Source organism: Pseudomonas fortuita, from assembly GCF_026898135.2.
GTDB lineage: Bacteria > Pseudomonadota > Gammaproteobacteria > Pseudomonadales > Pseudomonadaceae > Aquipseudomonas > Aquipseudomonas fortuita.
The window spans coordinates 5,043,138-5,057,244 of sequence record NZ_CP114035.2 but is presented as its reverse complement, the minus strand read 5'-3'; the positions used below and the strand labels follow the sequence as shown (position 1 = coordinate 5,057,244).

11 protein-coding genes and 1 tRNA gene are annotated in these 14,107 nt (G+C 62.6%); 4 read left to right on the top strand and 8 right to left on the bottom strand.

Features of this window, described 5'->3' with window-relative positions:
- Window positions 1–159: 159 nt before the first annotated feature.
- The 3 genes from mifR to bglX form a co-directional block, all read right to left on the bottom strand.
- Window positions 160–1,494, bottom strand: a complete 1,335-nt coding sequence (mifR, locus tag OZ911_RS23150) for a two-component system response regulator MifR (protein WP_023047318.1) — start codon at window positions 1,492–1,494, stop codon at window positions 160–162.
- Entirely contained in the window at window positions 1,488–3,245 is a 1,758-nt protein-coding gene (gene mifS / locus OZ911_RS23145; RefSeq protein WP_016488856.1) for a two-component system sensor histidine kinase MifS, read from the bottom strand. Before mifS ends, mifR begins: the two co-directional genes overlap by 7 nt.
- 147 nt (window positions 3,246–3,392) lie before the next feature.
- The gene (gene bglX / locus OZ911_RS23140) at window positions 3,393–5,684 is read right to left on the bottom strand and encodes a beta-glucosidase BglX (protein ID WP_023047317.1); all 2,292 of its coding nucleotides are present in this window, start codon (window positions 5,682–5,684) and stop codon (window positions 3,393–3,395) included.
- A 186-nt stretch (window positions 5,685–5,870) separates the two neighbouring features.
- On the opposite strand from bglX, the gene OZ911_RS23135 reads away from it, so the two are divergent.
- From OZ911_RS23135 to OZ911_RS28905, 4 genes are all read left to right on the top strand, one after another.
- Complete coding sequence (locus OZ911_RS23135; RefSeq protein WP_070087033.1) at window positions 5,871–6,488, top strand: TPM domain-containing protein; 618 nt, start codon at window positions 5,871–5,873, stop codon at window positions 6,486–6,488.
- Between the two features lie 142 nt (window positions 6,489–6,630).
- Window positions 6,631–7,845 (top strand): class I SAM-dependent methyltransferase, encoded by a 1,215-nt coding sequence (locus OZ911_RS23130; RefSeq protein WP_016488853.1) that lies wholly within the window; start codon window positions 6,631–6,633, stop codon window positions 7,843–7,845.
- A 189-nt stretch (window positions 7,846–8,034) separates the two neighbouring features.
- Window positions 8,035–8,310 carry a hypothetical protein gene (locus tag OZ911_RS23125; protein WP_083283771.1) on the top strand — a complete coding sequence of 92 codons (276 nt, stop codon included), beginning with the start codon at window positions 8,035–8,037 and terminating at the stop codon, window positions 8,308–8,310.
- A 301-nt stretch (window positions 8,311–8,611) separates the two neighbouring features.
- Window positions 8,612–8,875, top strand: coding sequence for an SWIM zinc finger family protein (locus tag OZ911_RS28905; RefSeq protein WP_134792750.1), 264 nt, complete (start codon window positions 8,612–8,614; stop codon window positions 8,873–8,875).
- Here OZ911_RS28905 and OZ911_RS23115 read toward each other — a convergent pair.
- From OZ911_RS23115 to OZ911_RS23095, 5 genes are all read right to left on the bottom strand, one after another.
- Window positions 8,843–9,853 (bottom strand): DUF4917 family protein, encoded by a 1,011-nt coding sequence (locus tag OZ911_RS23115; protein ID WP_070087032.1) that lies wholly within the window; start codon window positions 9,851–9,853, stop codon window positions 8,843–8,845. The genes OZ911_RS28905 and OZ911_RS23115 overlap by 33 nt on opposite strands.
- Window positions 9,854–10,070: 217 nt before the next feature.
- Window positions 10,071–11,777, bottom strand: a complete 1,707-nt coding sequence (locus OZ911_RS23110) for a SulP family inorganic anion transporter (protein WP_268968482.1) — start codon at window positions 11,775–11,777, stop codon at window positions 10,071–10,073.
- Between the two features lie 210 nt (window positions 11,778–11,987).
- Window positions 11,988–12,061 (bottom strand) — tRNA-Gly (locus tag OZ911_RS23105).
- 111 nt (window positions 12,062–12,172) lie between these two features.
- The gene (locus OZ911_RS23100; protein WP_016488849.1) at window positions 12,173–13,060 is read right to left on the bottom strand and encodes an alpha/beta fold hydrolase; all 888 of its coding nucleotides are present in this window, start codon (window positions 13,058–13,060) and stop codon (window positions 12,173–12,175) included.
- 345 nt (window positions 13,061–13,405) lie between these two features.
- Window positions 13,406–14,098, bottom strand: a complete 693-nt coding sequence (locus OZ911_RS23095; protein WP_016488848.1) for a pseudouridine synthase — start codon at window positions 14,096–14,098, stop codon at window positions 13,406–13,408.
- Window positions 14,099–14,107: the final 9 nt, after the last annotated feature.

Below are 14,107 nucleotides of genomic sequence, written 5' to 3'. Positions count from 1 at the left end.
GCCAAATGGGGGCGGGGTGATTCATTTGAGTGCAGGACCTTGTGGTACCTGGCCTGTAGGAGCGACCTTGCGTCGCGATGGGCTGCAAAGCAGCCCCAGGATCGCTCAGAGATAAGCGGATTTTTGCCTATCAACGATTGCAGGTAAGCGGAAATCCGCTCATTCGCGCCCGACAAAGTCCTCGCGCACCAGCCCATGCCGCTGCATTTTTTCGTTAAGCGTACGCCGGGGTAGCTGCAACGCCTCCATCACCGACTTGATCTCGCCCCCATGCAGTCGCAAGGCTGCGCGCAGGCATTGCGCCTCGAACGCTTCCATCTGCTCGCCCAGCGAAGGCCCGGCAGGTGTCACTTCAATGTTTGGCGAACCCAGCCCCAACGCATGCCGCTCCGCCGCGTTGGCCAGCTCACGCACGTTGCCTGGCCAGTCATGCGATAGCAGCTGCGCCAGCTGTGGACCCGTTAACGGCAAGGCATTACGACCAAGCTTTTCACCTGCGGCACGGGCAAAGTGCTCGAACAGCAGCGGAATGTCTTCGCGCCGCTCCCGCAGCGGCGCCAGGTGCAACTCGGCCACATTCAGGCGATAGGCAAGGTCTTCGCGAAAGCGCCCGGCGCGAGCTTCCTCGAGCAAATCTGGCTTGGTCGCGGCAATGACACGCAAGTCGACGCTGATGCTCTGGTTGGCACCCAGACGCTCCAGCTTCTGCTCCTGGATCACGCGCAACAGCTTGGCCTGTTGCGCCAGTGGCATGCTTTCGATTTCATCGAGAAACACCGTGCCCCCGTTGGCGTACTCCAGCTTGCCGATGCGCTTCCCCTGGGCGCCGGTGAAGGCGCCGCTCTCATGGCCGAACAGCTCGGCCTCGAACAGCGACTCGGGGATGGCCGCGCAGTTGAGTGCGACGAAGGGTTTGCTGGCGCGCGGCCCAAAATCGTGCAGGCAGCGGGCCACGCGCTCCTTGCCACTGCCGGTTTCGCCACGGATCAGCACATTGACCGGCAGGCTGGCCAGCTCCAGTACTTGTCGGCGCAGCTGTTGCAGGCCCTGTGACATGCCCAGCAGCGTGCCTTCCAGGCGGGACTTGAGGTCTGCCTGTTCGTGCAGCCGGCGGTTTTCCAGCACCAGCTGGCGCTTTTCCAGGGCCCGGCGCAGGCTGCCCAGCAGGTGCTGCGGGGTGAAGGGTTTTTCCAGGAAGTCGTAGGCGCCGCTGCGCATGGCCTCCACTGCCATCGGCACGTCGCCGTGGCCGGTCAGCAAGATGACAGGCAAGTCGGGGTCTTCCGCCTGCAGGCGTTCGAGCAACTGCAGGCCATCCATGCCCGGCATGCGCACATCGCTGATGATTACCCCGGGAAAGTGCTGCGGCAGGTGTGCCAGGCACTCTTCTGCGCGTGCGAACAGTTGCACGCCGAAGCCGGACAGGCTCAGCCATTGCTCGACCGCGGTGCGGATACTGGCTTCGTCATCGACGACGATCACTGAATTCAACATACAGGCTCCAGGTCACGGGGCAGGATAAGGCTCAGGCGTGCGCCACCGGGCAGGTTTTCGGCCTGCAACTGGCCACCGGCCTCGTGGACGATGCCGTAGGAAATGGCCAAGCCCAAGCCCAGTCCTTCGCCCACCGGTTTGGTGGTGAAGAACGGGTCGAAGACCTTGGCCAGGTCGGGCTGGGCAATGCCGCCCCCCGAGTCCAGCACACTCAGGCACCACCGCTCGCCCTCGGGCTCGATGCGCACCTCCAGGCGTTTGTAGCGCTTGTCGGCCATGGCGTCGAGGGCATTGCGCAACAGGTTGATCAGCACTTGCTCCAGGCGGATGGCATCGCCGCGTACCCAGGCCGGGCGCGCCAGGTACAGGGCAACCTCTACCTCCTCAGTGCGAATGCGGGTTTCCAGCAGATGCAGTGCCTGGTCGACAACGGTGGCCAGGTCGAGGCGCTCGCGCAGCCCGACCGGGCTGTTGCGGGCAAAGGTTTTCAGGTGGCTGGTGAGCGCGGCCATGCGCGTCAGCATTTGCTCCAGTGGCTCCAATGCCTGGCGCGCTTCGTCATGGCGGCCATGGTCGAGCAGAAGGCGAAGGGTTTCCAGTTGCATGCGCTGGGTGGTCAGTGGCTGATTGATTTCGTGGGCCATGGCGGCCGACATCTGCCCGAGCGCCGCCAGCTTGGCTGATTGCACCAGGCCTTCTTGAGCAGTGCGCAGTTCGCGGGTGCGCTCCTCGACCTGGCGCTTTAGTTCTTGCCGGCTGCGCTGGCGCAGACGGGCCAGGCGCAGGCGCTGGCTGACGAACAGGGCGGCGAACACCAGGCTCAGCCAGACGGCAGCGGCGCCGAGGGCGGCATTGCGGCCGTCGGCGGCGACCTGCGGTTTGCGCAGCAGGTGCAGGGTCCAGTTTTCGCTTTCCAGTGGCAGGCTTTCCCACAGGTACTCGGCGCTGCCCTCGGGGCCTTGCACGCGGCTGAGGGTACTGTTGGCGGCAAAGCGCGTCAGCACCTGATGCTGCAACGGCACCAGCGGTTGCTTGTCGTACTGGCGTGTTTCGGCCAGTTCGGCACGGTCGGCACCACTGAGCGGCTGCAGCTCGCGGTAACGCCAGCCGTCCTGGTTGGCAATGAAGGTGATGCCGCGGGCGTCGCTTACCAGCAGGATGTCGCTGCCCTGGCGCCACTCGCGTTCAAGTTCGGGGAACTCCAGCTTCACCACCATGGCGCCGAGGAAGCGGCCATGCTCGTCGTTCACCGCGCTGGCGAGGAAGTAGCCCGGCACGCCACTGGTCACGCCCACGGCGTAAAAGCGGCCACTGCCCTGGCTGCGGGTCTGCTTGAAGTAGGGCCTGAAGCCGTAGTTGGAACCGACGTAGCTGCTGGGCAGCCGCCAGTTGCTGGCGGCGATGGCCAGGCCGGTGCGGTCAAGCAGTTCGAGCGTGGAGGAATTTGCGGCGCCGTTGATGCGTTCGAGCTTGCGGTTCAGGGCGTTCTGCACCTGTTCGCTGACAGGGTCGCGCAGGGCGGCGATCAGTTCCGGGTCCAGCGCCAGCACGGCGGGCAGGGCGCGGTAGCGGTCTATCAGGGTGTGCAGGGTATTAGCGTACAGGCCCAACTGCTGGCTGGCACGCCGGGCGTCGTCTTCCATGGCCTGGCGCTTGGCCTGGTGCATGGCCCACCCGGCACTGAGGGCGGTGCCCAGCACGATCAACAGGGTGATCAGCCCCAGACGCAGGGCGCGAAAGGAAAAGGGCATCGGGGCGGATCCGGATGATGGTGATATCGGGGTTGGCCTCTTCGCGGGCTTGCCCGCTCCCACAGGTACTGCACAGGTCCATCGGGCTGTGAGTATCCTGCGGGAGCGGGCAAGCCCGCGAAAGGGCCGGTACAGGCGACCATTCAGTTACAGCAGTTCGAAGCTCTGCTGTTGCACCGCCTGGGAATCCAGCCCGACCTGGACATTGAACTCCCCTGGCTCGGCAACCCGCTGCAGCTGGCCATTGTAGAACTTCAGGTCTTCCTCACTGATGCGGAAGGTCAAGGTGCGTGACTCGCCCGGCTTGAGCATCAGCTTCTGGAAGTTCTTCAGTTCCTTTACCGGGCGGCTCATCGACGCCGACACATCTTGCAGGTACAACTGCACCACGGTCTCGCCGGCTACCTTGCCGGTGTTCGCCACCGTCACCTTGGCCTCCAGTGTGTCCCCGCGCTTCAGGTCCTTGTTCGAAAGCTTCAGGCCCGACAGCTCGAAGCTGCTGTAGCTCAGACCATAGCCGAACGGGTACAGCGGGCCGTTGGGCTCTTCAAAGTACTGCGAGGTGTAGTTGCCCGGTTTGCCAGGGGTGAAGGGCCGACCGATGCGGGTGTGGTTGTAGTACATCGGGATCTGCCCGACCGAGCGCGGGAAGGTGATGGCCAGCTTGCCGGACGGGTTGTAGTCACCGAACAGCACGTCGGCAATGGCATTACCGCCTTCAGTTCCGGCAAACCAGGTTTCGAGAATGGCGTCGGCCTGCTCTCGCTCCCAGCTGATCGACAGCGGCCTGCCGTTCATCAGCACCAGCACCAGCGGTTTGCCGGTGGCCTTGAGGGCTTTGATCAGCTCGCGCTGGCTGGCCGGAATTTCCAGGGTGGTACGGCTGGAAGACTCGTGGGACATACCGCGGGACTCGCCGACCACTGCCACCACCACATCGGATTGCCTGGCCGCCTTGACCGCTTCATCGATCAGCACCGCAGGCGGGCGCGGGTCGTCGACGATTTCCGGGGCGTCGAAGTTGAGGAAGTTCAGGTAATCGAGGATCGCCTTGTCGCCAGTGACGTTGGAGCCTTTGGCGAAGACCAGCTTGGCCTTGCCTTCCACGGCGCGGCGCAGGCCTTCGCGTACGGTCACCGAATGCACCGGTTTACCGTCGGCGGCCCAGCTGCCCATCATGTCGATCGGGGCATCGGCCAGCGGGCCGACCAGGGCGATGGTGCCGGCCTTTTTCAGCGGCAGGGTCTGGTTGCGGTTTTCCAGCAGCACCAGGCTGCGGCGTGCCACGTCGCGCGCAGCTTCGCGGTGCAGGCGGTCGTTGCCGTAATAGTCTTTCAGGTCGGTTTCGGCTTTGCCGATGCGCACGTAGGGGTCCTTGAAAAGGCCCATGTCGTACTTGGCACCGAGCACTTCGCGTACCGCCTGGTCCAGTTCGCGCTGGGTCACTTCGCCGGACTTCAGCAGGCCTGGCAGCTCTTCGCCGTACAGGGTGTCGTTCATGCTCATGTCAATGCCGGCCTTGATCGCCAGCTTGGCGGCTTCACGGCCGTCACGGGCGACGCCGTGGCGGATCAGCTCCTGGATGGCGCCGTGGTCGCTGATGGTCACGCCTTTGAAGCCCCACTCCTTGCGCAGCAGGTCATTCATCAACCAGGTGTTGGAGGTGGCCGGCACACCGTTGATCGAGTTCAGCGCCACCATCACCCCGCCAGCACCGGCGTCAAGTGCGGCGCGGTACGGCGGCAGGTAGTCGTTGTACATTTTCGGCAGGCTCATATCGACCGTGTTGTAGTCGCGCCCGCCTTCCACTGCACCATACAGGGCGAAGTGCTTGACGATGGCCATGATGCTGTCGGGGTTGGCCGGGCTGCTGCCCTGGAACGAGCGCACCATCACCTGGCCGATCTTCGAGGTCAGGTAGGTGTCCTCGCCGAAGCCTTCGCTGGTACGGCCCCAGCGCGGGTCACGGGCGATATCGACCATGGGGGCAAAGGTCATGTCCAGGGCGTCGGCCGAGGCTTCGATGGCGGCAGTGCGGCCGACCTTGGCGACGGCGTCCATGTCCCAGGTGGCGGCCATGCCCAGGCCGATCGGGAAAATGGTGCGTTCGCCGTGAATGGTGTCGTAGGCGAAGAACATCGGGATCTTCAGTCGGCTGCGCATGGCCGCGTCTTGCATGGGGCGGTTTTCGGGTGCGGTGCGCGAGTTGAAGGTACCGCCGATGCGGCCTGCTGCGATTTCCTCGCGGATCTTTTCGTGGGGCATTTCCGGGCCGATGCTGATCAGGCGCAGCTGGCCGATCTTCTCGGCTTCGGTCATCTGGCTGATCAGGTGCTCGATGAACGCCTGCTTGTCCTGCAGGGGCGGGGCGTAGGGGGCGGCAAGAGCCGCCTGACTGGCAAGGCCCATGGCCAGGCCCAGCAAAGACAGTTTCATCATCAATTCCGTTGTGGGGCCTCTGCCGTATCCAGGGTGATACGCGCGCGGCCGGAGTTTTCAGGCGGCTATTGTTGTACGATTTGCAGGCTTAGGTTCCAGCAGCGGATTATGCCTGAATATGTCCCCTGCGGATGAAGCCCCGAGTGCCGGGACAACAACTATAAGAACGCTCAAGAGACCGACGGCATGACCCCCTTCGACGAGTACCATCAACGGCAGATTGCCGAAGCCATTGCGCGTGCCGAACGGCGCACCGATGCCGAACTGGTGACGGTGCTGGCCCGCCGTGCCGACGATTACGCCTATTGGCCGTTGTTCTGGGCCGCCGTGCTGGCGCTGGCGGTACCGGGCCTGTTGCATTGGCTGCTGGGCTGGCCCGGCGTGCGTGGCTTGCTGGTGGCCAACGTGCTGCTGTTCGTCGGCTTGTGCCTGCTGCTACGCAACCCGCGCCTGGCCGGCTGGCTGATCCCCCGTGGCCTGCGTCGCTGGCATGCTTCTCGGCTGGCCCGCCAGCAGTTTCGCGAGCAGAACCTGCAGCGCACCGCAGGCGCCACGGGCGTGCTGATTTTCGTCAGCGAGGCGGAGCGGCATGTGGAGATCCTGGTCGATCGGGGTATCGAACACTGCCTGGATGCTGAAGCCCGCGCGGCCATGGGTGCCCGCCTTGCCGAACAGGTGCGCCAGGGCCAGACGTTGCAGGGCTTTGTCGAGTGCATCGAGGCGTGTGGCGAGCTGCTTGGCCAGCACGTGCCGGCAACCCATGCCCGTAACGAGTTGCCCAACCGGCTGGTGATTCTCGATTGATTCGGATCCGCCTGGCTTGACGCGTCCCTGTGGGAGCGGGTTCACCCGCAATGCTGCCTGGAGGCTACCGACGCATTCGCGGGTAAACCCGCTCCCACAGGGTGTAGAATGCGCTTCCCGCTATTCGAGGCACCGTTTCTCCATGTCCGCCAGTACTTCCGCCCACTCCGCGCCGGATGCGCGCGCTCAGTTTCTCGACCTGCTGAACGCCGCCCTGCACGGCGATACCTTGGTCAAACTGGTGCTGGCACGCCATGTCGGTGCCGACCAGACATTGCAACGGATCATCGCCAAGCCGCTGCAGGTCAAGGGCCAGCCGTGCCTTTCGCTGGTCTACCGCCACCAGACGCGTGACATCACCCGCAACCTGCCGCTGGACCAGGCCCAGGCGCTGGTCGCCGAGCTGCTGCCAGACAGCTTCCGCAACGCCCACCTGTTCGATGCTGACGGCGAAGTGCAGCTGACCTTCAGCAAGAAGGGCAAGCCGATGCTGCAGCGTCACGGCGCACAGGCACCGCGTGATGTCACTGCCAGCAGCGGCCATGACCGCGAGAAGAAGCGTTACCTGGCGTTGTCGCGCCCGTTTTTGCGTGACCTGGGCGTAACCGATGCACAAGGCGCGCTGATTCCGTCGATGTCGCGCAAATGGAAGCAGATCAACAAGTTCATCGAGGTCTTCGACCACGCCCTGGCCAGCGCTCCGGTGCCGGCCGGGCAGGCACTGCGGGTGGCCGACTTTGGCTCGGGCAAGGGTTACCTGACCTTCGCCATGCACGATTACCTGCGCAACAGCCTGGGCCGCGACGCACAGGTAACTGGCGTGGAACTGCGCCAGGACATGGTCGACCTGTGCAACAGCGCTGCCGCACGCCTCGACCACCCGGGCCTGGAGTTTCAGTGCGGTGATGTGCGCAGCGTGGTGCCTGAGGCCATCGAAGTGATGATCGCCCTGCATGCCTGTGACATCGCCACCGACTACGCCATCCATACCGGTATCCGCTGCAACGCCGCGATCATCATGTGCTCGCCGTGCTGCCACAAACAGATCCGCCCGCAACTGCATAGCCCGGGGTTGCTGCAACCCATGCTGCAGTACGGCCTGCACCTGGGCCAGCAGGCCGAAATGCTGACCGACAGCCTGCGCGCGCTGTACCTGGAAGCCTGCGGTTACGAGACCAAGGTGTTCGAATTTATCTCGCTGGAGCACACCAACAAGAACAAGATGATTCTTGCGGTGAAGCGGCCCAAGGCGGCAGATAACGGGGCGTTGCTGGAGAAGATTGGCCAGCTCAAGGCGTTCTATGGGGTGCAGGAGCATTGCCTGGAGACGTTACTGCGGGCGGATGGGTTGCTCTGACGGCTGCACGTCGGACCTGATTGAGGCGCACATTGGGTATGAATCTCCAATCGATGTAGGGAAATTCCTAATCGCACTTTGCGGCGATTTCTTTCATCAACCTTTCTGTAGTGTGGCGTGCACGCTTGTCGAGTGTTTTGGTTGTCAATTGACAACTCTCGAGTGGCGGGCTCACACTGGAGAAAGCTGATGGCGCGCCCCTGTCACGCCAAGAAAGAGGTCGAGCAGGCCTTGAGGCACGCAGAGTCAAAGGGATGGAAAATCGTAGTGGGCGGTGGGCACTGTTGGGGAAAGATGTATTGCCCCCTCAATGATGCCGATTGCCGGTGCGGGGAATACTGCATTGTCAGCGTATGGAGCACGCCGAAGAGTGCTGGCAATTTTGCGCGACAGCTAAAGCGTGTGGTCGACAACTGTTCGGGCAGCCGGAAGGCAGCTCATGCGCCGAATGCTTGGAAGGAGTAATCGCAATGGAGTACGAGTTCACCCTGAAGTATCAATTGGGCGAAAACGAAGATACCGATGTGCTATTGGAGCGTCTGGCTGAAGGCGGGTGTGATGATGCGTTGGTTGGCGTAGGTCAGCCGGGTCGGTTGGCACTGGCATTCATTCGCGAATCTTCCTCTGCCAAAGAGGCTATCGAGAGCGCGCTTGCTGACGTTGGCAAAATTGTTCCGCGGGCTCGCCTGATCGAAGCGACTCCCGATCTCGTGGGGCTTACCGATGTGGCTGAGATCATCGGCATGTCTCGGCAAAACATGCGGAAATTGATGGTGGCGCATTCGGTCAGCTTTCCTGCACCTGTTCACGATGGCAGTACTTCTCTCTGGCACCTTGCCGACATTTTGCTCTGGTTGCAGGAGCGAGGCAGCTACTCGATTGCTCAGGGCACCTTGGAGCTGGCTCGCATAGCGATGGCTGTCAATGTTTCCAGTTCATACAAGCGTGTTTTCGGCGAGTCTGGCTTGGCCCATTGAGCTTGTGCACCGAGCCCACCTCATCTTCGGTTAAGCGGCATCTCAGTAGCTAACGCCGCCAGCCCCAACGGATGCGTACTGGCATCAAAGAAATGCACCTGCGTCCCCGCCAGATTTCCGAATCGATCAATATAGTGTTGCTTCTGGTTGATCACTGAAGCCTCGCTCAATGGCCTTATGGCAATCGACAGATGCTGTGGCCGCGCCTGGCGGATGGCTTCGAGCAGGTGCTGGTCACTGCTGTCCAGATGCTGCCCGAACAGGCATAGCCCTTGGCTTTCCCGGGCCAACTGCCCAAGGCACCAGCTCAGGTAGTCCGAGTTGCGGATGGCGCGCAGTTTTTCGTCGCTGCGGTCTTCGTTGACGAACAGCGGCACCTCTCCGGGGATGTTCACCGCAAAGCCATCGAGCAGCTCGGCGTTGTCGGCGCTGCGTTGGCGTGTGGTGCCGTCAGGCAGCTTGAGCAAGTGCAGGCCGCCATGCAGGTGCAGCACCCGGGTGCCTTCGCTGCGGGTGCGGCGCACATCGAAAAAGCCTTGCTCGTCGAACAGGTTGGCGAAGCCATGCGGAGCGTGTTGTATGGCCCAGGGCAGCAGCAAGTCGTAGTTGCTGGTGTAGATACTGCGGTAGCCGCGCAGGGCCTGGTTGAGGGCTGCCAGGGTGGTGGCTGGCATCAGTGACCACGGCAGGTGCACCGTGCGCACGGCGTGGATCAACCCTTCCTTGATCGAGTAGTAGCGGTTCAGCGGCGCGGTGGAGTTGATGGCCAGCGCGGCGTTGGCGCGCACGGTGGTGTTGAGGGCGCTGAGCACGGGCTCGAACAGTTCTGTGCCCAAGGATTTGAACAGCGCCTGGTCGCTGACCGCCAGGCCTTTCTTGCGGCCGGCGCGTTGCGCTTCCTCGAACAGCGAGAAGTAGCCAAACGGCTTCCACACTGCGCGGCTGGCACCGTTGCCCAGCAGCAGGGCGTCGCAGGGGTGGCGGGCAGCGAGTTCTGGCCAGGGGGTGAGGGTGGCGTCAAGTGCGGGCATGCTGGGGTCCGTTGGGTGGAGCGGAGAACGGGGGCGACTTTAGCATGTCATGCACGGTGTGCGAGGGTTGGTGTCCACGCCAGGGTCTTGTGTTGGCTGCACTGGCCCTGTCGCCGGCAAGCCAGCGCCTACAGGTACGGCACAGCCCATGAGCCTTGCGTCGTACCTGTGGGAGCTGGCTTGCCGGCGATAGGGCCAGTGGTCATAAAACACCTCTTTAGTCGTGCTCGGCAGCCGGCACACTGCGGTTCCGGTTGCGCCACACCCGGTACGCGCGAATCCCGGCCCGTACCGATCCGAACAGCAGCTTGTCTTCCATTTCCCGCGCCATCCCCGAGCGCACCAGCATGCGCAGGAACGTACCCCGGGCGCGTGCGATGGCAAAGAAGATGCCTTGCGCGGCCAGGGTGTCGCGTACTTCACGCAGGGCAGCGATGCCGCTGACGTCGATGTTGGTGACTGCTTCGGCATCGAACAGCACGGCCTTGGGCTGGTCCTGGCTCTGTACCGCCTCGAGCAGGCGCATCTTGAAGTAGTCGGCGTTGAAGAACAGGATCGCGTCGTCGAAGCGGTACACCACCAGCCCTGGCACGGTGCGCGCGTCCTTGAATTTGCGGATGTCGACCTGGCCTTCGGTCCCAGGCAGCCAGCCCAGTACGGCATCGGTGGGCTGGTAGATGCTGTACAGCAGGCGCAGGATCGCCAGGGTGACGGCAAACACGATACCGGGCAGCACGCCCAGACCCAGTACGCCGACCGTGGTCAGCAGACACAGCCAGAACTCGAAGCGGCTAAGACGCCGGATGCTGCCCAGTGACTTGATGTCGATCAGCCCCCAACCGGCCATGAGCAGCACGGCGCCCAGTGCACCCTGCGGGATCCACGCCATGGGCGCGGTGAAGAACAGCAGGATCAGGGCGATCACCAATGCCGCGATGATGCCCACCAGCTGGCTTTTGCCACCGACCATGTCGTTGACTGCCGTACGCGAGTCGGCGCCGCTGATGGCAAAGCCCTGGGAGATGCCGGCCGCCAGGTTGCTGACGCCCAGGGCGACGAACTCGTGGTTGGCGTTGATCGCATAGCCATGCCGGGCGGCAAAGCTGCGCGCTGTCAGCATCGCGCTGCAGAAGCTGACGGTGGCAATACCCAGGGCGTCGCGCAACAGGCTTTTCATTTCCTCCAGGTTGCTGTGCGGCCAGGCCAGCTGCGGGATGCCGGCAGGTACCGGGCCCAGGACGGCAACGCCGAAGCGGTCAAGGCCGAACAGCCCGGCCAGCAGCATGAACAGCGCCACTACCGTGAGGGCTGCAGGCAGGCGCGGGTAGCGCCGCGGCAGCCAGATCAGCAAGCCCAGGGCGGACAGGCCGATGAGCAACGTGACCCAGTGAATTTCCCCCAGGCGCTGGAAGAAATTGATCAGGCTGAGGATGAAACCGTCGCCTTCGATCTTGAACCCTACCACTTTGGACAGCTGCCCCGCGATCAGGCTCAGGCCGATGCCGTTGAGGTAGCCGATCAGGATTGGCCGCGAGAAGAAGCTAGCGATGAAGCCGGCACGGGCAAGGCCGGCAGCAATCAGCATCACGCCGACCAGCACGGTGACGATTACCGACAGTTCAACGATGCGCTGCGGGTCGCCCATGGCCAGCGGAGCCACAGCACCGGCGATCATCGCGCAGGTGGCGGCATCGGGGCCGACCATTAGTTGCCGCGAGCTGCCGACCAGGGCATAGACCATCATGGGCAGAACGCAGGCATACAGGCCGTATTGTGGCGGCAGGCCGACGATTTGCGCATAGGCGATGGCGATGGGGATCTGGATCGCTGCGACCGAGAGCCCGGCCTGCAGGTCGGCATGCAGCCACTCGCGGCGGTAGTGCAGCAGGTTGGCAAGGCCCGGTAGCCAGCGGGAAAGAAACATGCGTCATCCTTTCGAAATGTTTCACGAATCCATTGAGCATATGCGCCACAAGCCGTTTCGCGTGCACGCGTATACATCCGCAGGGCATTGAAGCGGATCAGCAGGCAAATGGCCATGGGCCAGGTCAACGTGGGGGCAGAAACGAAAAAAGGAGCCAAGGCTCCTTTTGACTGCTATGACGTTGCTGGAACGTCATGCTGGAATGCAATGTGGAGCGGGTAGAGGGAATCGAACCCTCAACTAAAGCTTGGGAAGCTTTCGTTTTGCCACTAAACTATACCCGCGTCTGCGCAGCACTTTTTACCAGAACCCTCCAAGAATTAGAAGCCCAAGTTATAAAAAAAGCTTGTCGGCACCCCATGGCTTGCGGGATCAGCTACAGAGTGCCGAGGCGCTCAGATGGCCAACGCATGCTGCCCCTGCTGAACCTGCCGGTAGTGTTGACGAGGCTCACGCACAGTCGGCTTGAGGAAGCCCAGCAGGGCGCTACGGGTATTTTCGCAGGCGGTCTTGTTTTCCATGTCGAGGAAATGCCCCGCGTCGTGGATCACGCTGAACTGGCTTCTGCCCACATGCTTGCCGAACTGCCGGGCATCTTCGGCCGTGGTGTATTCGTCGCGGTCGCCGTTGACGAAAAGTACCGGGATGTCGATATTCCGCGCACCCTCCAGCGCTCGTCCCAGGTCGTGTTGCAGTACCTGGTTGATGTGAAAGTGCATCTGCGCGTACTCGTGGCTGTCCAGGCTGCTGACGTGCCGGTAGTTGAAGCGCTTGAACAGTGACGGCAAGTGCTTGCCGATGGTGTCGTTTACCAGGTTGCCGACCTGATACCGGTCGCAGGCGGCCAGGTACTGGCAGCCACGGTCCAGATAGTCGCGCATCGGCTCGTTGATCACCGGCGAGAACGAACTCACCACTGCCTTCTTCACGTTCCGCGGCTGGTGCGCCAGCGCCAGCAGCGTGCTTGCGCCACCCCACGAGAACGACATTACATGGTCTGCCTGAAAGTGCTCTATCAGCTCCAGGAGGATATGCGACTCGGTCTCCTTGCTGATCAGGCGCTCCTGACGGTTATGCGGCTTGGACTTGCCGGCATATGGCTGGTCGAACAGTACTACATTGAACTGCGGGTGCAGGTTACGTACCGTCTGGGCGAACGAGGCGGTGGTGGCCAGCGAGCCATTGATCAGGATGATCGTATTCTCGGCCGCATCCGCGCGATAGAACTCCGTGTAAACCCGATACTGACCTTGGATATCAAGTACAGCGATTTCTGGCCTCATGTCATCGACTCCTGGCGCAAAAAGGGTATTCGCGTCACCTAGGGTGCACGTTCTTTATGACAGGTAGGCATTTGCCTGAAGAGAAACCGGGGGGCCCTGTGTCGATCCTTGGCACGTGCGTCGACGGTATTGTTTTTGGCGGGCAATTTGCCGTGCCCCAAGGCATCAAGGCTTTGGGTAGCCGGCAAAAAGTGTCTTCGACTGCAAGCGTGACTTGGTAGTCACATGCAGACTGACGATTTGGATTCAAGCAGTGGGTCGCGGATCGCGCAAGTGCCGTTCGGGGGGAAATGTGACTTTTGTCGCTCAGTGGTCGTATGACGACCCTGCACTGTCTGTGCCGGCCTATACAGTGGCTATCTCTGCCGCCGTCAGCTCCCGGAAGTCCCCCGGCGCCAATCCCGGGTCCAGGCGGATCGCTCCCATGCTCTCCCGGTGCAACATCACCACCTTGTTGTCGAAGAACCCGAACATGCGTTTGACCTGGTGATAGCGCCCTTCGACGATCGCCAGCCGAGCCCGGCGCGGGCCGAGGATATCCAGCTGGGCGGGCTGGGTAGTCAGGTTCTCGAAGGCAAAGTAGAAGCCCTCACGGAACCTGGCCACATAGTGCTCGCCAATTTCGTTTTCGGTTTCCACCAGATAATGCTTTGGCAGCTTGGTGGCAGGCTGGGTCAGGCGCCGAGACCATTGGCCATCGTTGGTCAGGAGCATCAACCCGGTGGTGTTGAAATCCAGGCGCCCGGCAATGTGCAGGTCATCACGCAGTGCTGTGGGCAGCAGGTCGAGCACGGTGGGGTGTTGCGGGTCCTGGGTGGCGCTGACGCAACCCTGTGGCTTGTGCAGCATCAGGTAACGCGCGGGGCGGCCCGCCTGGAGCAATTGCTCGTCCAGCTCGACACGGTTGAATTCACGCACCTCGGTCAGCGGGTCGCTGACTACTCGGCCATCCAGGCGCACACGGCGTTGCGCCAGCATCAGGCGAACTTGCTGGCGGTTGTGGCAGGGGAGGTTGGCGAGGAAACGGTCGAGGCGCATTGGAGCAGG